At 74.4% G+C, this 18,065-nt stretch carries 17 protein-coding genes; 7 read left to right on the forward strand and 10 right to left on the reverse strand.

Going from position 1 to position 18,065, the window contains the following annotated elements; translation table 11 throughout:
* Positions 1-8 precede the first annotated feature (8 nt).
* On the reverse strand, positions 9-2,057 hold the full coding sequence (locus tag AC5L34_RS14800; RefSeq protein ID WP_441174999.1) for a DUF1800 domain-containing protein: 2,049 nt from the start codon (positions 2,055-2,057) through the stop codon (positions 9-11).
* Positions 2,058-2,526: 469 nt separating this feature from the next.
* On the opposite strand from AC5L34_RS14800, the gene AC5L34_RS14805 reads away from it, so the two are divergent.
* The gene (locus tag AC5L34_RS14805; protein WP_121400370.1) at positions 2,527-2,784 is read left to right on the forward strand and encodes a DUF3040 domain-containing protein; all 258 of its coding nucleotides are present in this window, start codon (positions 2,527-2,529) and stop codon (positions 2,782-2,784) included.
* 19 nt (positions 2,785-2,803) lie between these two features.
* On the opposite strand, the gene AC5L34_RS14810 is transcribed toward AC5L34_RS14805, so the two are convergent.
* Both AC5L34_RS14810 and AC5L34_RS14815 read right to left on the reverse strand, forming a co-directional pair.
* Entirely contained in the window at positions 2,804-3,955 is a 1,152-nt protein-coding gene (locus AC5L34_RS14810; RefSeq protein WP_494825335.1) for an SWIM zinc finger family protein, read from the reverse strand.
* Entirely contained in the window at positions 3,952-7,098 is a 3,147-nt protein-coding gene (locus AC5L34_RS14815) for a DEAD/DEAH box helicase (RefSeq protein ID WP_494825337.1), read from the reverse strand. Before AC5L34_RS14815 ends, AC5L34_RS14810 begins: the two co-directional genes overlap by 4 nt.
* 137 nt (positions 7,099-7,235) lie before the next feature.
* Between AC5L34_RS14815 and AC5L34_RS14820 the strand changes: the two genes are divergently transcribed.
* On the forward strand, positions 7,236-8,108 hold the full coding sequence (locus AC5L34_RS14820; RefSeq protein ID WP_441175002.1) for a carbohydrate kinase family protein: 873 nt from the start codon (positions 7,236-7,238) through the stop codon (positions 8,106-8,108).
* Positions 8,109-8,151: 43 nt separating this feature from the next.
* Here AC5L34_RS14820 and AC5L34_RS14825 read toward each other — a convergent pair whose 3' ends face one another.
* Entirely contained in the window at positions 8,152-8,673 is a 522-nt protein-coding gene (locus AC5L34_RS14825; protein ID WP_441175003.1) for a DinB family protein, read from the reverse strand.
* An 83-nt stretch (positions 8,674-8,756) separates the two neighbouring features.
* Between AC5L34_RS14825 and AC5L34_RS14830 the strand changes: the two genes are divergently transcribed.
* On the forward strand, positions 8,757-8,963 hold the full coding sequence (locus AC5L34_RS14830) for a DUF8847 domain-containing protein (RefSeq protein WP_363900404.1): 207 nt from the start codon (positions 8,757-8,759) through the stop codon (positions 8,961-8,963).
* A gap of 9 nt (positions 8,964-8,972) precedes the next feature.
* Here AC5L34_RS14830 and AC5L34_RS14835 read toward each other — a convergent pair whose 3' ends face one another.
* The 3 genes from AC5L34_RS14835 to AC5L34_RS14845 all read right to left on the reverse strand — a co-directional run bounded on the left by AC5L34_RS14835 (position 8,973) and on the right by AC5L34_RS14845 (position 11,264).
* The gene (locus AC5L34_RS14835) at positions 8,973-10,118 is read right to left on the reverse strand and encodes a polysaccharide pyruvyl transferase family protein (protein WP_441175004.1); all 1,146 of its coding nucleotides are present in this window, start codon (positions 10,116-10,118) and stop codon (positions 8,973-8,975) included.
* A 69-nt stretch (positions 10,119-10,187) separates the two neighbouring features.
* Positions 10,188-10,664 carry a GNAT family N-acetyltransferase gene (locus AC5L34_RS14840; RefSeq protein ID WP_494825341.1) on the reverse strand — a complete coding sequence of 159 codons (477 nt, stop codon included), beginning with the start codon at positions 10,662-10,664 and terminating at the stop codon, positions 10,188-10,190.
* Between the two features lie 21 nt (positions 10,665-10,685).
* Entirely contained in the window at positions 10,686-11,264 is a 579-nt protein-coding gene (locus tag AC5L34_RS14845; protein WP_494825343.1) for a TetR/AcrR family transcriptional regulator, read from the reverse strand.
* A gap of 73 nt (positions 11,265-11,337) precedes the next feature.
* On the opposite strand from AC5L34_RS14845, the gene AC5L34_RS14850 reads away from it, so the two are divergent.
* Positions 11,338-11,916 carry a dihydrofolate reductase family protein gene (locus AC5L34_RS14850; RefSeq protein WP_441175006.1) on the forward strand — a complete coding sequence of 193 codons (579 nt, stop codon included), beginning with the start codon at positions 11,338-11,340 and terminating at the stop codon, positions 11,914-11,916.
* A gap of 16 nt (positions 11,917-11,932) precedes the next feature.
* Here AC5L34_RS14850 and AC5L34_RS14855 read toward each other — a convergent pair whose 3' ends face one another.
* The 3 genes from AC5L34_RS14855 to AC5L34_RS14865 form a co-directional block, all read right to left on the reverse strand.
* Complete coding sequence (locus AC5L34_RS14855) at positions 11,933-12,730, reverse strand: alpha/beta fold hydrolase (RefSeq protein WP_357659506.1); 798 nt, start codon at positions 12,728-12,730, stop codon at positions 11,933-11,935.
* A gap of 75 nt (positions 12,731-12,805) precedes the next feature.
* Positions 12,806-13,273 (reverse strand): GNAT family N-acetyltransferase, encoded by a 468-nt coding sequence (locus AC5L34_RS14860; RefSeq protein WP_494825346.1) that lies wholly within the window; start codon positions 13,271-13,273, stop codon positions 12,806-12,808.
* Between the two features lie 120 nt (positions 13,274-13,393).
* Positions 13,394-15,136 (reverse strand): RNA polymerase sigma factor, encoded by a 1,743-nt coding sequence (locus AC5L34_RS14865; protein WP_494825348.1) that lies wholly within the window; start codon positions 15,134-15,136, stop codon positions 13,394-13,396.
* A gap of 132 nt (positions 15,137-15,268) precedes the next feature.
* Between AC5L34_RS14865 and AC5L34_RS14870 the strand changes: the two genes are divergently transcribed.
* From AC5L34_RS14870 to AC5L34_RS14880, 3 genes are all read left to right on the forward strand, one after another.
* On the forward strand, positions 15,269-16,141 hold the full coding sequence (locus tag AC5L34_RS14870; RefSeq protein ID WP_441175009.1) for a hypothetical protein: 873 nt from the start codon (positions 15,269-15,271) through the stop codon (positions 16,139-16,141).
* A 196-nt stretch (positions 16,142-16,337) separates the two neighbouring features.
* Positions 16,338-17,240, forward strand: coding sequence for an aminoglycoside phosphotransferase family protein (locus AC5L34_RS14875; RefSeq protein WP_441175010.1), 903 nt, complete (start codon positions 16,338-16,340; stop codon positions 17,238-17,240).
* 107 nt (positions 17,241-17,347) lie between these two features.
* Complete coding sequence (locus AC5L34_RS14880; protein WP_363900379.1) at positions 17,348-17,896, forward strand: nucleotidyltransferase family protein; 549 nt, start codon at positions 17,348-17,350, stop codon at positions 17,894-17,896.
* The last annotated feature ends 169 nt before the right edge of the window (positions 17,897-18,065 follow it).

Consider the following 18,065-nt stretch of genomic DNA (forward strand, 5'->3'; position numbering starts at 1 on the left):
CGGGTGCCTCACCGGAGGTGGTGCTGGGGGGAAGCGAGGATCGCCCGCGCTACGGCGGTGACGGCCCCGTCGAACGTGGCGTCGACCCTGTCGCCGGCCGACACGCCGGCCACGCCGAGGATCAGGGACCGCTCCCTGGCGCTCAGCTTCTGACCCACCAGCCGCAGGGCCAGCGCGTCCACGTACGCGCCGGCGGTGGCGGGCGGCCGGGCCACCAGCTTCTCCGGCGGGGTGTAGGTGAAGACGGTACGCCGGCCGGCGAGCAGTTCGCCCGCCTCGTTCCAGCCGTTGACCATGGTGCCGGCGGAGGTCCAGGCCACATAGACGTCCGGGTAGCCGTCGGGGGTGGGCTGGCCCATCGGGTACTGGCCCAGCTCGCGCATCTTGTCGTGGACCTGCCGCAGCCCCCGGGCGTACGGGGTGCGCTTGCTGTCGCCGTTGTCGTGCCTCGGCGACGCCTCCGGGGACACGCCCAGGGCCCGGTACGTGGCGACCAGGTACTCCATCGGCCGGCGTACCTTCTGGCCCACCGCCGCCCAGAACTCCGAGGAGCTGAACAGCGTCATCAGCACCGGCTTGATCATGCCCTTGTTCATGCTGTACGACTTCGCCAGCCGCTCCACCAGGGACTTCGGCGGGGTGTCCGACACGAACCGGGTGGCCAGGCTCTGCGCCACGTACTTCGCGGTCGACGGGTGCAGCGCGATGTACGTCAGGTACGCGTCGATGGCCGCCTCGGCCTTCTTCGGGTCCTTCGAGTTGTTCGCGTGGGTGAAGCCGAGGACCTTCACCTTGCCGACGTAGTGCCGCTCGGGACGGAACACGTACTTGCCGTCGCTGACGCCGCGACCGGTCTGGAGCAGGGCCGCCTGCCGGACGTCCTTCTCGGTGTAGCCGCCGTCGACGCCCACCGAGTACAGCTCCAGGTTCTCCCGGGCCAGGTTCTCGTTGACCGCGTCGGCGCGGGAGTCGTTCTGGTTGAGGTAGAGCAGCAGCGCCGGGTGCCGGTTCGCGGCGAGCAGCATCTCGGGGTAGCTGCCGAGGGCGTGCGCCCGCACGACGTCCCGGTCGAAGGACGCGCGGTAGACCTCGCCGCCGTCGAAGTCCGCGGCGACGTGCAGGAAGTCGTTCCAAAAGTCGACCATGACCTCGAACAGCTGCCGGTTCGACCAGATCTGCCGGGCGACGGTGGCGTCCACCATCTCCTTCTCCGGCTGCGCGCCGCGCTCGTTGAGCTGGTCGCGCTGCTCGCGCAGCTGCGCGGTGCCCAGCTTCAGCGTCGGCAGCTCGGCGAGCTTCAGCTCGGCCTTCGTGGGGGCGATCTTGTCGGGGTCGAGCTGCCAGCGCAGCCAGCCGTCGATGCCCCGATCCTTGATCTCGGCGAGGACCTGCGGGGTGGCGCCGAAGGTGGCCCGCCGGGCCAGGTGCAGCATCGGGTCCTTGGCGAGCACCGTCTTGACGGTCACCTTGGTCTCCGCGGCGGCGGCCGCCGGCCCGGAGAAGGTCCGGCCGCCGGCCGGGGCGTTCTTCTTCAACGCCTCGCCGGCCCGGGAGCCCATGTAGCTCTCGTTCTGCTCGGTGTAGGTGCGCACCGTGCTCGGCTGCTGGCCGCTGGGGCGGGCGGGGGTGCCGTCGGTGACGGTGGTGCCGGTGGCGTCGGCGGCCACCGCCTCGTCGCCGAAGAGGCTGCGGATCTGCGGGGTCATCGCGAGGGCGGCACCGCCGGCCACCACCGCCGCGGTGCCGCCGAGGGCCGCGAGGGCCTTGCGACGGCCGACCTTGCGGCCCGGCTCGTCGCCGTCGTCCAGGTTGGGCAGCCCCGGGCCGGCCGGCGGAGGGCCGGCCTGCCGGGCGAAGCCGTCCGGGCCCACCCACTGCGGGCCGCGCGCGGCCGGCTGCCCGGCGTGGGCGTACTGCCCCCGAGGGTCGGCGGGGTGCGGGCTGCGCGCCTCGTGGCCGTACGGGGTGGAGGGGTGGGCGTCGGCGGCGGGGTACTGACGCCCGTCCCATCCGCGGTCGTCCCGCGGTCGACGTGGTGGCACATTCTGGTCGGCCATGTACCAATCCGTTTCTGCTGCGCCGCGACGACTGGCACCGGGCACGGGGTGCAGGTGCGGCGGCTGGTGCCTGAGGGGGTTGTCACCGGAAGGTAATGAAGCGTTCAGGTGCCTTCAAGCAGCTCCGGAAGCCCCCGGGAGGGCACTTAAGGCGCCGCTCAGCGCGGGTCGGCGGCCCTGGATTTCCGCGCGGCCCGGCACGGACCTCGCGAGCAGGGCGTACGCGGCACGGCACGGCCCGGACGCGACGATTCCGGCCGGACCGGCACGGGACGGCACCTGTATCGGCACAGGCAAATTTAAGGTTCGGCTAAGCCTGCCCTGAGGCGCTCCCCGCTCTCCGGCGGCACGGCCCAGCGTGGCCGGGGCCGGCGCCGGCCGGACGCGCAAAGTAGCAGCAGGACGGGAGCGTGAGCCGCCGCCGCAGCGGGTATGCCGCCGAACCGCTGAACACGTGAGGGGAAGGCACATGCTCAGCAAAGAGGATCAGCGCAGGTTCGAGCAGATCACCCGTCAGCTCCGGGAGAGTGATCCGGCGTTCTTCGCCCGGCTCGACAACCGGGCGCGGGCCCGTCGCGGCCGATGGCTGATGCTGTTGACGATCGTGCTGTGGGCGTCGCTGCCGGCGATGACCGTGCTGGCCGGGCGGCTGGCCGGGGCCGTCTGCGCGGTGGTCCTGGTGGCCAACGCGGCACTCATGTGGCGGTTCCGCCGCCGCTGGCTGTGAGCCGGGGTCCCGTACGCCCTCACCGGGCGAGGAGCCGGTACGCCCGCCGCAGCCGCTCGACCAGGCCGGGCCCGCCGATGGCGGGGGCCGGCGCGCCGAGCTGCCGCAGCAGCAGGTCCGGCCCGGTCGACAGGCTGGGTGGCCGGTCGGGTAGCGGGACCGGCGGCAGCCAGAACCGGTCGACCGCCTCGGCCAGCGGTGCCGCCGGCAGGCCGGCGAGCGCCCGGGCCGCGCCGACCGGCGGGACGTCCACGGTGCCCTGGCCGGCGTCCGGTCCGGCCCGGTCCGCACCGCCGTGCCCGGCACCGTCCGTCGTGGCCGGCATGGTCGTGGAGACGACACCGTCCGCCGTGGGCGGCACAGCCGCCGGTGTGGCACCGTCCGTCGTGGATGGTTGGGTTGGCGGTACGACACCGTCCGCCATGGGCGGCACCGCCTCCGGTGCGGCACCGTCCGTCGTGGACGGTGGGGCCGGCGGCACGACACCGTCGGACGGCACGGCCGGTGGCCGGGCACCGTTCGCCTCCGGCCGGTCGTCGACGCGTGCGGCGCCGGCGCGCAGGACGCGCAGCCGGTCGAGCAGCTGCGTCCGGCTGCGGCCCCGCCAGTGCAGCAACTGGAACGGGTCGGCGTCGAACGCCTCGGCGAGCAGGTAGAACGTGGCCGCGAGGTGCTTGCAGGGAACGGCGAAGTCGGGGCAGCTGCACCGCTGACGCAGTTCCGCGACGCCGGCGGGGAAGAGTGGGGCGCCGGCGCCCGCGAACAGCTCCTCCAGTTCCGGGGGCAGGTCGCCGGCGAGCAGCCGGGCGCTGAAGAACGCCTGGGCGGCCAGTTCCGCCTCGACGCGGGCCCACAGCGCCTCCGGGAACGGCGGCAGGGCGATGCTCACCTCGTACGGCTGCGCGCGCGAGCCCTGCACCTCGGCGTGGACGGTGCCGGGGGCGACGTCCAGGCGGATCACCTGGCCGGCCCGCGCGTACGACCGGCCGCGGGTCAGCCGGGTGCCGAGGGCGAAGGACTCCAGCACCTCCAGGAAGCGCCGCGACCACCAGGACCGGCCGATGGCGCCCCGGGTGCTGCGCGCCCTCAGGCCGCCGTCGACCCGGCGCGGCCGGCCGTAGTCGGCGAAGCGGCCGCTCCCCCCGCTGCCATCCGCCGGCTGCCCGCTCACTCCACCACCGCCCCGGCCTCCAGGGTGAACAGCTCGCGCAGCTGCGTCGTGGACAGCTCGGTGACCCACTGTTCGCCGGTGCCGACGACCGAGGCGGCGAGGCTCCGCTTGTCGGCGATCAGCGCCGCCACCTTCTCCTCCACCGTGCCGGCGCAGACGAACTTGCGGACCTGCACCCGGCGCCGCTGGCCGATCCGGAACGCCCGGTCGGTGGCCTGATCCTCGACGGCGGGGTTCCACCACCGGTCGACGTGCACCACGTGGTTGGCCTCGGTGAGCGTGAGTCCGGTGCCGCCGGCCTTGAGCGACAGGACGAAGATCGCCGGTCCCCCGGGGGACTGGAACCGGGTCACCATGGCGTCCCGGTCGGCCTTGCCGACCCCGCCGTGCAGGAAGAGCACCTCCCGGCCGAACCGGGCCGACAGGTGCCCGCGCAGCATGCCGCCGAACTCGGCGTACTGGGTGAAGAGCAGGGCCCGCTCCCCCGCCGCGAGGACCTCGTCCAGGATCTCCTCCAGGCGGGCCAGCTTGCCGGAGCGGCCGGGCAGCGCCGAGCCGTCGCGCAGCAGTTGCGCGGGGTGGTTGCAGACCTGCTTGAGCCGGGTCATGGCGGCGAGCACCAGCCCACGGCGCTCGATGCCGTCGCTGGACTCGATCCGCGCCATCATGTCGTCGACGATCGCCCGGTAGAGCGAGGCCTGCTCGGCGGTGAGGTTGCAGAGCACCTCCATCTCCAGCTTCTCCGGCAGGTCCGAGATGATCGAGGAGTCGGTCTTGAGGCGGCGCAGCACGAACGGGCCGGTGATCCGGCGCAGCCGCTCGGCCGCCTCGGCGTCGCCGTGCCGCTCGATCGGCTCGGCGTACGTCTTGCGGAAGGTCGCCGCCGGTCCCAGCAGGCCCGGGTTGGCGAACTGCATGATCGACCACAGGTCCGCCAGCCGGTTCTCCACCGGCGTGCCGGTGACGGCGATCCGGTGGCGGGCGGGCAGCGCGCGGACCGCCTCGGCCTGCCGGGTGGCGGCGTTCTTGATCGCCTGGGCCTCGTCGACGACCACCCGCCGCCAGTCGATGCCGGCCAGGTCGACCGCGTCGCGGGCCGCGACGGAATAGGTGGTGAGGACCAGGTCCGCGCCGTGCACGGCCGCGCCGAACGCCTCGCCCCGCGCCCGTTCCGCGCCGTGGTGCACGTGTACGCGCAGCCCCGGCGTGAACCGCGCCGCCTCGCGCTGCCAGTTGCCGACCAGCGACATCGGGCAGACCAGCAGGGTCGGGCCGGCGTCCGGCGGGTCTGCGGCGAGCAGGGCGAGCAGTTGCACCGTCTTGCCCAGCCCCATGTCGTCGGCGAGCACCCCGCCGAGCCCCAGGGACTGGAGGAACGCCAGCCAGGCCAATCCCCGCCGCTGGTACGGCCGCAGCGTGCCGTGGAACGCCGGCGGCGGGTCCAGCGGGGTGAGCCGCCGCTCCACCGCCCCGGCGAGCAGGTCGCCCAGCGCGCCGTCGGCGCTGACCTCCAGCACGGGCAGCGCGTCCGGCTGCCCGGCGTCGGTCAGGCCGAGCCGCAGCAGGTCGGCGACGGTCAGCTCGCCGGAGGAGCGGAGCAGCCGCAGGCCGGCGGCGAGCCGCTTCGGGTCCAGTTCCACCCACCGCCCGCGCAGCCGCACCAGCGGCGTCTTCAGCGCGGCCAGCGACGCCAGCTCCTCGGCGGTGAGCGGCTGGTCGCCGAGGGACACCTCCCAGCGGTAGTCGACGAGGGCGTCCAGCCCGACGCCGCCGGAGCTGGTGGCGACGGTGCCCGGGGCGGTCCGGCTGCGGGCCTGCAACCGGGCGCCGAGCCGGGACGACGGGCGCCGCCACCAGAAGGGCAGCAGCACGGCGAACCCGGCGGCGTGCAGCACCGGGGCGCCCTCGCGCAGGAACCGGTGCGCCCCCTCGACGTCCAACTCCAGGGCCTCCGGGGTGGCCGTACGCAGGGCGGTGTCCAGCTCCGGCCAGAGCCGGCTGGCGCGGCCCAGCTCGGCCAGCAGCGTCTCCTGCGGGTCGTCGCCGCGACCGGCCAGTCCGGCGACGGTCCCCGGCGCCCGCCACACCTGCCCGGCGTCCACGTGCAGGCTCGGCTCGTCGGCGGCCTGGAGGCCGAACTCGACCCGCCACGAGCCGCTCGTCGCGACCGTCGCCGCCGGGTCGGCGGGCACCACGACGACCGGCTCGGTGACCTCGTCGGCCGAGGGCTCGACCAGGCGGAAGCTCGCCCGCACCGCGCCGCCGGCCGCGTCGCGCTGCCAGGCGTCCAGCTCGGCGCGGAGGGTGTCCAGCCCGGCCGGGTCGGCGGCGAACTCCCGCACCGGCCCGGTGAGCGCGGCCAGCCAGGCCGGCACGGCGCCGTTCGGTCGTACGCCCCGGGCCAGCGCGGTCTCCGCCAGGGCGGCCCGGACGGCGGCGTCGGCGAGCGCGTCGAGCGCGTCGGCGACCAGCGCGCCCGGCGCGGTGTCCGGTCCGGACGGCGTGCCCGTGCCGGCGGCGGCACCGGGACGGCCCGGCGCGTCGGGGCCGGTGGCGGCACGGGCGGCCGGGGGCAGGGCCAGCGCCAGCGCCCGGGCCCACGCGGCGTCCGTGCCCGTGAGCAGCGGTCGCCACACCGCCCGGGCGGTGACCGCACGGTCCGCGCGCTCCTGCGACGGCTCGGTGAGGCCCGGCAGGACCCGGCCCCGGGCCGTCAGGTCCACCGCGAAGTCGGCGAGTTCGGCGAGGTGGCGCAGGGTCGCGCCCGGCACGGCGGCCAACGCGTCGAGGCCGCGCAGCAGGGGCAGGGCGGCGTCGGGGGCGTACCCGAGGACGGGGACCCGCCACCCGGCGAGGGTGACCGCCCCGCGGGCCGCGCCGGCGACCTCGGGACGGACGAGTTCCGGCGAGTCCAGCGGCGCGCCGGCCCGGGTGGGCAGGGTAAGCAGGGCCGTGCCGAGGTCGGTCGGCTCGGCCGTCGCGGCCAGCGCGGCGGCGAGCGTGGCGTGGTCGGCGGCGAACGGGTGCGGCCGTTCCCGGGGCGCCCGGCCCGGGCGGCGCGACGCGTGGACCGGCAGCGTGCTGTCCTCGGCCCAGACGACGAGCCCGACGCCGGAGCGCCAGACCCCGTGGACGACCAGCACGCGTTCCCCTCCTCGCGACGACCCCGGCGAGGATATCGGTCCGGTCCCGGCGGCCCCGACCAGCGCACCGACGGGCCGCCCCGATTGGCGACGGCCGGGAGGCCGGGCCCGTGGTGCGCCGACGGTAGGGTCGGCGCGTGTACGACCTCCTCGTGATCGGCGGTCTCGGCGTCGACGTGCGGGTGCGGGTGCCCGCGATCCCGCTGCCGGCCGTCGACTCCGTCCCCGTCGACCCGATCGACCTGCGGATCGGCAACACCGGCGCCGGGGTGGCGCTCGCGGGGCACGCGCTCGGGCTGCGCGTGGCGGTGATCGACGTCATCGGCGCCGACCCGGCCGGTGACGTGGTCCGGGCCGCGCTGGCCCGCACCGGCGTGCACGCCGTGCTGGGCGACGCCCCGGCCGGCACCCGGCGGTCGGTGAACCTGGTCGACCCGGCCGGACGGCGCATGTCGCTCTACGACCCGCGCCCCTGGCAGGGGCCGCCCCCGTTCCCGGCGGGCGAGGTGACCGCGCTGGCCAGGCGGGCGGCCCACGTCCACCTGTCAATCATGGATTGGACGCTGCCCCTGCTGCCCGCCCTGCGCGCCGCGCTGCCCGACGGGGTCGCCCTCTCCACCGACCTGCACGACTGGGACGGGGCGAACGCCTACCATCGGCCCTTCGCCGAGGTGGCCGACGTCGTCTTCGTCAGTGGTGTTCGGTTGGGCGCGGGGGCCGGCGCGCTCGCCACCGCCCTGGCGCCGCGTACGGTGCTGGTGACCCGGGGCGCGGACGGCGCCGAGGTGCACCACGGTGCGGGCGACCCGACGCCGGTGCCCGCCGCCGCGCCGCCAGCACCGGTCGTCGACACGAACGGGGCGGGGGACGCCTTCGCGGCGGGCGTGATCGCCGGGCGGCTGCGCGGCGCGGCGTTGACGGACGCGGCGTCGTACGCGGCCCGGGTCGCCGCTGCGGCCTGCACCCACGACGGCATGGAGTATCCGCCCGGCCTGCTGCCGCGTCGCTGACGCCGCAGCCCGGCGGCGGGACCGGATCGGACCGGCACGGCGGTCAGACCGCGCCGGTGGCGCCGTCGGTCAGCTCGCGGAGGATGTCGGCGTGCCCGGCGTGCCGGGCGGTCTCCTCGATCATGTGCACCAGGATCCAGCGCAGCGACACCTCGCCGAGCTGCGGGTGCGGCACGACGTGGTCGAGGCCGAACCGGCCGGCGACCTCCCGGGACCGGGCGCAGGCCTGCTCGTACGCGGCGGCGAGCCGCTCGACGGTGTCGTCGTCGGTGAGCGTGAAGCTGGCCAGCGCGTCCTCCTCGGAGGTGAGGTAGACGTCGCCCGGGCCGGGGGCCAGCAGGCACGGAAACCAGTTCCGTTCGACCAGCGTCAGGTGTCTGACGAGGCCGGCGACGGTGGTGGCCGAGGGCACCAGCCGGCGGGCCGCGTCGGCGTCGGAGAGCCCGCGCAGCTTGCGCAGCAGCACCCCCCGGTGGAAGTCGAGGAACGACTCGAGCACGGCCCGCTCGTCGCCGGTGCGGGCCAGCACGGGGCCGAGGGTGGGATCGATCGCCATCTCCGCCATCCACAGACCCTAGTGCCGGGACGTCCCGGCCCGCTGCCCCGCTATCCGCTGCGGGCTCTCCCCGGGCGGGGCAGGATGGGCGCATGGCATCAACGGCAGAGATCCCCCTGGTGGGTGGCGTGGCCGACGGCGAGACCGTCACCGTGGAACTGGACCCCAACGGCCGCCCGCCGCTGACGCATCACCACCTCGGTGCGAAGGGGCTGGCCGAGGCGGAGATCTACGAGCTGGAGTCCGTTGACGTCGAGCCCGACCGGTGGCGCTACCGCTGGCGCGGACCGGCGGTCTGAGCCGGCGGGTCAGCCCGTCGGGGTCAGCCTGCGCGCCCGCAGGCTGTCCAGCACGGAGCGGGTGACCTGCGAGGTCCCCCGGGCCTCGTCGCACACCTCGGCCACCCGCCGGGCGGTGGCCTCGGCCCGCTTGTCCCGCTCGTCCCAGAGCCGGTCGACCTCGGCCAGGAGCGGCCCCTCGACCTCCCGCTCCACGCCGCGCAGCGCCGGCACCCCGAGCCGCTGGGCCAGGTCGAAGACCTTACCGGCGTACGGCAGGGGCAGGAACGGCGTGCCGGCCATCGCGGCGAAGATCAGGAAGTGCAGCCGCATGCCCACGGCCAGGTCGAAGTGGCGCATCAGCCCGAGCACCTGCTGGGGCGAGTAGGTGCCGTGCAGGATCCGGCCCCGCTCGGCGGCGACCATGTGCGACAGGACGCCGTGCGAGTGCCGGATGTCGTCGCGCTCCATCGGGACGAAGAGCACGTAGGCGTCGATCCGGTGCACCAGGAAGTCGCCGATCTGGGCGAGCAGGCGGTGGTAGCCGTCGACGTCGAGCCGCTCGGCGGCCCGGCCCGGCTCCCGTACGCTCATCCCGACCAGCCGCTTGCCGGCCGGCACGCCCTCCTCGCGCAGCAGCGCCGCCGGGAAGTCCTCGGGCTCGATCAGGAACGCCGGATCGGCGGTCACGGTGATCGGGTTGAGCAGCCCGGCCTCCTCCAGCATCATCCGGGACTCCTGGTCGCGTACGGTCACCTGGGTGGCGCTGGCCAGGGTCTCCCGCACCATGCCGGTGTCCACGCCCTCGCTGAGCGGCCCGACCCCCACCGCGTACGTCAGCAGCGGCAGGCCCCGCTCCTGGGCGACCCGGACCACCCGCAGGTAGCGGCGGGCCTCCCGGTCGTAGAGGATGCCGCCGCCGCCGAGGATCAGCACGTCGAGCTGAGCCAGCACGAGCGCCGAGTCGGTCCGGCTGACCCCCTCCCAGGGCACCGCCTCCACGTCGGGGTGGGCGATGCGGGTGTGCTCGGGGTTGCGGGAGAAGACGATGATCCGTCCGTTCGGCTCCTGCTCGCGCAGGTCGGTCAGGAGGCCGCTCAGGATCGCCTCGTCACCGAGGTTGCGACCGCCGTACGAGCCGAGCACACCGATGGTCAGTCCGCCGCCATGCGTCATCCGTCGCTCCTCCCCAGGTGCGTGACGCGGTGGGTTTCCCGTTGGGCGGAGGAACACTCCTGACGCGGCTCAGCCGGCCGGTGGCAGCCGCTTCGTCATCTGCTGGGCGGCCACCCGGTAGCCGAGGCTGTGGTAGAGGTGGATGGCCCCGGTGTTGGACCCGAAGACGTTCAGGCCCAGCTCCGGCACCCCGAGGGTGGCGAGTTCCGCCTCCATGAGCTGGATCATCCGCCGCCCGTACCCCCGTCGGCGATGTCCGGGATGCACCTCTATGTTGTTGAGCCACGCGGTGTGCGGCCCGGCGGGGCCGCCGGGGAGCCCGACCCAGATCCACCCCACCTCGACGTCGCCGACCCTGGCGGTGCGGAGCAGGGCACCGGCGCTGTCGACGCCGTCGGGGAGCTGTTCGCGCAGCTGGGTGGTGGCCCGCTCCAGGGCCGCGGGCGGGGGGAGGCCGCGGTCGGCGGTCATCGCCTCGGCGTACGAGCGCACGAGCGGCTCCCGCACCCGCGCGAACTCCTCGGCCGTCATCGGCACCAGTTCCACCACGCCTCCCCTGTGTCGGAATCACCGGTCGACACCGCCGACCAGCCGGGACACGAACGCCACGACCACGTCGTCGGGGTCGAATCCCGCCTCGATGGACGTGCCGAGCAGATCGAGCAGCAGCCCGTCCACGGCGTAGTGCAGCAGAGCGACCTCGAACGCGCCACCCGGTAAGCCGGAGGCGAGGTGGAACGCGACGTCGTCGCGGTAGCCCCGACGCAGGGTGTCGCCGAGGATCCGGGCCAGGTCGGGCCGGCGGGCCGCCTCCAGCCGCAGCTCGATCAGGGCCCGGGTGAGGTCGGGCTGCCGGGTGGTCCGCTCGACGATGTAGCGCAGGTAGTCGGTGAACAGCTCCAGCGACGGCTGACGGGCGCCCAGCTCGGCCAGGACCTGCTCGTCGGGGGCGAACCGCTCCATGATCCGCTCGCCGAGGGCGCCGAGCAGCGCGTCGCGGGAGCGGAAGTAGTTGGAGGCGGTGCCGGTCGGCACCCCCGCCTCGGCGTCGACCGCCCGGTGGGTGAGCCCCCGCGCCCCGGTGGCCGCCAGCACCCGCAACCCCGCGTCGGCCAGCGCCGCCCGTCGTTCCACGTTCCTCGCCATGAGAACACCGTAGCAACAACCACTACGTGTGTAGTAACTTCATCCACGACATCAGTAGTGATTGGGGAACGGTTTGCGCAAGCTCGTGTACTACGTCGCCAGCACCCTCGACGGCTTCATCGCCGCCCCCGACGGGTCGTACGACTTCTTCCCGCTGGACCCCGACCTGGCCGCCCACCTGGCGGCCGACTGGTCCCAGACGCTCCCGACGTTCGCCCACCCGCAGTTCGGCATCGACGAGCCGACGGGCCGCTTCGACGCGGTGGTGATGGGCCGGGCCACCTACGACCCGGCGCTGAAGATGGGCGTCACGAGCCCGTACGCGCACCTGAAGCAGTACGTCTTCTCCCGCACCCTGCCGCCGGCCGCCGAGCCGGAGGTGGAGATCGTCTCCACCGACCCGGTGGACTTCGTCCGGGAGCTGAAGAGTCGACCCGGCCGCGACATCTGGCTCTGCGGCGGCGCCCAGCTCGCCGGCCAGCTCCTGCCCGAGGTCGACGAGCTGATCATCAAGCTCAATCCGTACGTGGTCGGCAGCGGCATCCCGCTCACCGCCCGGGGGTTCGATCCGCGCCGGTTCGACCTGGTCGACACCCGCCCGTTCGCCAGCGGGGTCGTCATCCTCCACTACGCCCGCCCCGAGGCCGCGTAGCCGTTCGACGTCGGCGTCAGCCGGGCGGCGACACCGGATGGGTCAGGAACGGCAGGACGGCGGCGGGCAGCGCCGGCGAGGCGACGATGTCGTAGTGGGTGAGCCCCGGCAGCACGGCGAGCCGGGACGCCGGCCGGTCGGTGCCGTCCCAGCCGGCGTCCCGGTGGCCGCCGCCGAGCAGCCCGAAGAACTCCACCATGTGCGCGCAGCTGACCGAGTCGCCGTCGGCGAAGACGAGCAGGGTGGGCACGGTGAGGGCGGCCACCTCGGCCGACCAGTCGTAGTCGCGCCGCAGCAGCTCGCCGGTCCTCGCCCAGAGCCGCGCCCAGTCCCCCGGCCGGGGTGCGATGCGGGCGTAGAGCTCGTGCGGCGGGGTGCCGCGCATCCGTTCGCCCGCCGCCTCGTCGGGCTCGGGCATGCCCGCCAGCACCTCCGGATACCAGCCCTGCCGCCTGCACGGCGCGGAGACGACGACCAGCCGGCGGACCAGCGCCGGGTGCTGGATCGCCGTACGCAACGCCACGCCGCCGCCGAGCGAATAGCCCATCACGTCGGCCTCGGCCAGGCCGAGCTGGTCGATCAACGCGGCGACGTCGTCGGCCATCGATTCGTAGCGCAGCGGGCGGTCCACGTCGGCGGTGCGCCCGTGGCCCTGGAGGTCGACCGCGATCACCCGTCGGCGCGCGGCCAGCGCCGGCAGGACCGCCGCGAACATCTCCACCGACCCGAAGCCGCCGTGCAGCAACAGCAGCGGGCGGCCGGTGCCGTGCTCCTCGTGCCACAGGCGCAGCCCGTGGACCTCCGCGTAGCTCACCGCACCATCCAACCCCGGCCGTACGACGTCCGCGGGCCGTCCGGCGCTTCTCCCCGTGGTGACGGCCCCGGCGGGCTACAGCCGCTTGCGCATCTGGATCGCGGTCGCCTCGAAGCCCATCTGCTCGTAGAGCGTGCGCGCCGGCAGGTTGAAGCCGAAGACGCTCAGGCCGATCGAGCGGACCCCCCACTCCCGGCAGCGCTGTTCGACGGCCTGGAGCATGGCCCGCCCGTAGCCCCTGCGCCGCAGGTCCGGCCGCACCTTGAAGTCGTAGCCGAAGGCGTGTGGACCGTCCGACTTCTGTTCGACGTGCAGCCACAGCATGCCGACCTCGTCGTCGCCGTCGTAGGCCGTCCAGAAGTGGTGCCCCGGCGTCGCCAGACCGTCGGGCAGCAGCTTCGCGTAGTCCTCCTGCGCCTTCGCCTCGGCCTCCGGCGCCGGCATCGCGCCGGAGTCGGCGATGTTCCGCGCGTAGCTCGCCTCCGCCTGCTGCCGGTACCGGAGGTACTGCTCGACGGTCATCGACTCAAGTCTCAGCGTCACCCTGACACCGTATTTCAGCCGTCCGGCCCGGACCGTCCGGCAAGGACAAACAGGACTCACGTTCTGCTTGCCGGTTCCGACCGGCGCTCATCCGCCGCCGACGTCCGTGCCGGCGCCGGGTCAGCCCGGCCGGACGCACGGGTCGGTGACCGTGTAGGTCGGACTCTGTGCCGTGCGACCGTCCCCGGCGGTCGCCCGTACCGACCAGGTCAACGTCGGCGCGCGCAGCCGCCCGACGCTCACCCGAGCGGCCGAACCGTCCACCGTCATCGCCCGGACCGACGTCCTGCCCCCGCTGGGCGTCCAGCGAACCTCGGCGCCGCCGAGCGCGGCACTGCCGGTGGCCTGCACCACGAGGGTGTACGTGTCGGAGCCGCACCGCACGTGGGCGGTGGCGGAGACCGTGAACGCCGCGGCGACCTGCGGTGCGGCGGTCGGCCGGGGCACGGCCGGAGGCCTGGACGGCGCCCCGGTCGGCGACGGCGCGGGGCCACCCGGCACGGCGTCGGGCGCGTCGGTCCGGGCGGACCCGTCACCGTCCCCCGGCGCGACCACGGGCCCGGGCGTCGGACCGGCGGCGCCGGCCGGCGGCGGTTCGGCGGCCCGCGTGCCGGTGCTCGTGGCCGACGGCGGCGCGGCGGCGGGCGTAGCCGGAGCGCCGGCCGCCGGTCCGCGCGTCTCCGACACCGGCTGGCCGGAGGCGTCCCGCGCGGCGGTCGGACGCCCGGGTGCCAGCGCCCAGGTCCCGAGCGCGGCGAGGAGGACCAGCAGCGCCACGGTCGCGGCCATCCGCCGACGGTGCCGCTTACGGTTCGCAGGCGAGGTCGTCCGCACCGGATGCGCCGCACCGCGTGCCGCCACCACACCGTCCGGATCCGCCGCCACACCACCCGAGGACCCCGGATCGACCGACGACGCCGGATCGGCCGGATCGGCGGACGGCGTCGGATCAGCCGGATCGGCGGACAGCGTCGGATCGGCCGGGGCGGCCGACGGCGCCGGGGCGGCCGGCGTGGGGTCGGCCGTGACCGCACCCGCCGGGTCGGCCTCCGCGCCGGGCGCCGGATCGGCCCCGACGCCGGTCGCCCAGGTCTCGGCCAGTCGCGGCCACACCGTGTCGGCGGCGACCAGGAAGGCCGGTGCCGTGTACGCCGACAGCAGCGCGGCCGGGCTCAGCTGTTCCCGCCGGAGCAGCCCGCACACCGCGCAGCTCTCGATGTGCCGGGAGACCCGCTTGCGCAGCGTCGGGGTGAGCCGGCCCTGCCAGCCGTCGATCAGGCCGGCGAGGGTCGGGCAGTCCCGGGCCCCGGTGCGGGCCACCAGCAGCGCCCCCAACGCCCGTTCGAGCTGCGAGCGGGCGCGCGACAGGCGGGCGTGCGCGTGGTTCGCGGGCACCCCGAGGGCCGTGCCGATGTCGGCGGACGACAGGTCGTGGCGGATCGCCAGGTGGACCACCTCACGGTCGCCCGGGTTCAGCGCGGCGACCGCCGTGTGCACCAGGTCGCGTACCTGCTCGGCGTTGACGCCCGCGCCCGGATCGGCGATGTCGGCCGCCGGTTCGTCGGCCTCCTCCAGCGGCAGGGAGCGGGACCGGTCCCGGAGCTGCCGGAGGCACTCGTTGCGCACGATCGCGTACAACCAGGAGCGCAACCGGTCGGGCTCCCGGAGCTGGCCGATGCGCTGGCTGGCCGCGAGGAACGCGTCGTGGACGGCGTCCGCGGCGGCCTCCGGTTCGCGCAGCATGGTGCGGGCGTACGTGTACAGCCGGTCGGCGTAGCGCCGGTACATGCCCTCCAGCCCGGCCCGCTCGCCGCGCCGCAGCGCCTCGACCAGTGTGGAGTCGTCCTGTGCCGCCGTGTCCATCCGTGTCCCTCGCTGCTCGTCGAGGGTCCAGTAAAGCGGCGGAACTTTTTTCTCCGGAGTTTCTGTTGGCATCCCGACCCGCCCCGACTCCTACCGGTGTCATCGCGACGAACAACCCGAAGGGAAGACACCATGCGAGAAGGATCGAAGAACATCCGCTGGGCGCGTCGGACGGCCACCGTGGGCGGGGCCGCGCTGAGCGCGCTCGTACTCGGCCAGCTTGCCCTCGCCGGGCCGGTGGCGGCGGTGCCCGGCCTGAGCATCAAGACGACGACCGGCCCCAGCAACAGCAGCGCGAAGACGCAGAACACGACCTGCCCGGCCGGCACCAAGGTCATCGGCGGCGGTGGCGCGATCACCGGTTCCGGCCTCGGGCAGGTCGGCATGGACATCATGCGGCCGCTGATCGGCGGGGACGCGTACTCGGTGACCGGCCGGGAGGACGAGAACGGCGTCGGCGGCAACTGGGCGGTCACGGCGAACGCGATCTGCGCCACGCCGCCGGCCGGTCTGGTGATGGTGTCCGGCAGTTCGGCGCCCAGCTTCGGCACGTCGAACTGGTTCGAGAAGTCCTGCCCGGCCGGCAAGCACGCCATCGGGGTCGGTGGCGCGGTCGTCGGGGCGGCGAACAGCGAGGTCGTCCTGGAGGACCTGCGCATCCACCAGAACAGCGTCGTCGTGGCGGGCGCCGAGGACGGCACGGGCTTCGCCGACACGTGGTGGCTGGACGCCACCGCGATCTGCGCCGACCCGCTGCCCGGCGAGCAGCGCGTGATCGACGACAGCGTCTACAGCTCCGCCGCCACCCGGTCGATCACGGCCACCTGCCCCGCCGGCAAGCGGGTCCACGGGGTGGGCGGCGAGATCCTCGGCGGCGACGGGCAGGTGCGCCTGACCCAGATGCGGGCCACCACGTCGACCACCGTGACCGTCTCCGCCGCCGAGGACGAGGACGGCTTCAGCAGCAACTGGAAGGTGCGCGCGTACGCCGTCTGCGCGAGCTGACCCGACAGGGGGCCGCCGATGACTACGGCGGCCCCCTGTCGCGCTCGCCTGCTCGCACTGCGACGGCCTGGGTGACCTGCTGGTCGGGCTCGCTCCTGTGGTGGCCCTTCGCTACAACGGGTACGAGCCCGGCCAGGCTGCGTGGCCGGGCTAATCGGTTGGCACCGCGCGGCCCCGCCGCACTACCGTGCCGGTCGTGCCCATCCACGATGACGAGGTCCGCGCCACCGTCGGTCAGGTGCGCCGCCTGGTGGCGGCCCAGTGCCCGCAGTGGGCCGACCTTCCCGTGACGGCCCTGGCCGGGGAGTTGGAGGGCACCGACCACGTCCTGTTCCGGATCGGCGGCGACCTCGTCGCCCGGATGCCCAAGATTGCCACGGCGGTCGACCAGGCCGATTCCGACGCCCGATGGCTGCCCGTGCTGGCGCCCCACCTACCCGTACGAATCCCCGTTCCGATGCACCTCGGTGAGCCGGGCGCGGAGTACCCGTGGCGGTGGACGGTGGTGCCGTGGATCCCGGGAGACACGCCGCCCCGGCTCGGCTGCGACGACGTACCCCTGGCCCGCGAGGTCGCGGCCTTCGTCCGGGCCCTGCACCGGGTGGAGGCCGCCGGGGGCCTGGTCAAGCCACCGGGTTCCCGCGGATCCGCACTGCGTCACGTCGACGCGGGCGTCCGCCGGGTGCTGCCCCGCCTCGCCGAGCATGACGACGGCTTCGACGTGGCCGAGGCCGAGGCCGCGTGGGACGCCTGCCTCGCCGCTCCCGACTGGGACCGGGACCCCGTGTGGATCCACGGCGACCTCCAGCCGGGCAACCTGATCACCGACGCCGGCCGACTGGTCGCGGTCGTCGACTTCGGCGCACTCGGGGTCGGCGACCCGGCGCCGGACGTGGCACCGGCCCTCTGGACCTTCACCGGCGCGGCGCGGGACGCGTACCGGAAGGCAGTCGGGTACGACGACGCCACCTGGCGCCGCGCCTGCGGCTGGGCCCTCGCACCGTCGTTGACCGGCGTCGACTACTACCGGCACAGCTTTCCCCGGATGGCCGAGCACGGCCGCCGGATGGTCCGCGCGGTGATCGCCGAACTGGTGTGAGCGCGACCGCCAGCCGGGTGGCTCCGCGCTCAACGACGAACTGATCCCCTTTGCCCCGCCTCGCAAGCGGTGCGTCGGTCCGCTGGCCTAGGGTCCCTGGGGTGGTCATGAGCGCGCAGGACGTCGTGGGCGTGATCGAGTCGGACCCGGGAGCGATGAGAGTCCTTCGGGCTACGGCCGACCTCGGAATACCGGACTGGTGGATCGGTGCCGGCTTCGTACGCAACCGCGTCTGGGACGCGATCAGCAACCTCCCGGTCTCGCCGGAGCGCGACGTGGATGTCGCCTACTTCGACCCGGAAAAGCTGGACCCGCGCGAGGACGCACGCGTCGAAGCCCGAGCCATGGCGGCCCTGCCTGGGGTGCCGTGGGAGATTCGTAATCAAGCACGGATGCATCTGCGCAATGGCGATGAGCCCTACACGTCCGTCTTGGACGCGATATCGCGCTGGCCCGAAACGGCGACGTGCGTCGCGGTTACTCTTCGGGGTGACTCCGTTCGCCTGGTGTCCTGCCACGGGCTGGCTGACCTTGTGGGAATGGTCGTCCGCCCCTCTCCAGCCTTCGACAACGCAGCGGGCCGCGCGAAGGTACAGCGCCGCGTGGAGGTCAAGGGATGGCTCGACCGATGGGCCGGACTGCGGCTAGAGATCTAGCTGTACTGCCCAGGCAGGTTGGTTGAGGTTGTGTGACGACACGACGTAGATAGACGTGATGACGAAGGCCTCCGGTTGTGGAGTGGAGCTGTCTAGGGCGCGTTTCGTAAGTGGGTGTTGGTCGGGTGGGGTCACGGCGTGGCGGTGATCGATAACTGAAGAGGTCTCC

This window comes from Micromonospora sp. ZG13 (assembly GCF_059359355.1).

What these genes read in the sequence shown, in the direction of transcription:
- AC5L34_RS14870 (WP_441175009.1), top strand. Translation starts at nt 15,269, where the DNA reads ATGCGAGAAGGATCGAAGAACATCCGCTGGGCGCGTCGGACGGCCACC.
- AC5L34_RS14825 (WP_441175003.1), bottom strand. Translation starts at nt 8,673, where the DNA reads ATGGCGGAGATGGCGATCGATCCCACCCTCGGCCCCGTGCTGGCCCGC.
- AC5L34_RS14880 (WP_363900379.1), top strand. Translation starts at nt 17,348, where the DNA reads ATGAGCGCGCAGGACGTCGTGGGCGTGATCGAGTCGGACCCGGGAGCG.
- AC5L34_RS14845 (WP_494825343.1), bottom strand. Translation starts at nt 11,264, where the DNA reads ATGGCGAGGAACGTGGAACGACGGGCGGCGCTGGCCGACGCGGGGTTG.
- AC5L34_RS14805 (WP_121400370.1), top strand. Translation starts at nt 2,527, where the DNA reads ATGCTCAGCAAAGAGGATCAGCGCAGGTTCGAGCAGATCACCCGTCAG.
- AC5L34_RS14800 (WP_441174999.1), bottom strand. Translation starts at nt 2,057, where the DNA reads ATGGCCGACCAGAATGTGCCACCACGTCGACCGCGGGACGACCGCGGA.
- AC5L34_RS14830 (WP_363900404.1), top strand. Translation starts at nt 8,757, where the DNA reads ATGGCATCAACGGCAGAGATCCCCCTGGTGGGTGGCGTGGCCGACGGC.
- AC5L34_RS14865 (WP_494825348.1), bottom strand. Translation starts at nt 15,136, where the DNA reads ATGGACACGGCGGCACAGGACGACTCCACACTGGTCGAGGCGCTGCGG.
- AC5L34_RS14835 (WP_441175004.1), bottom strand. Translation starts at nt 10,118, where the DNA reads ATGACGCATGGCGGCGGACTGACCATCGGTGTGCTCGGCTCGTACGGC.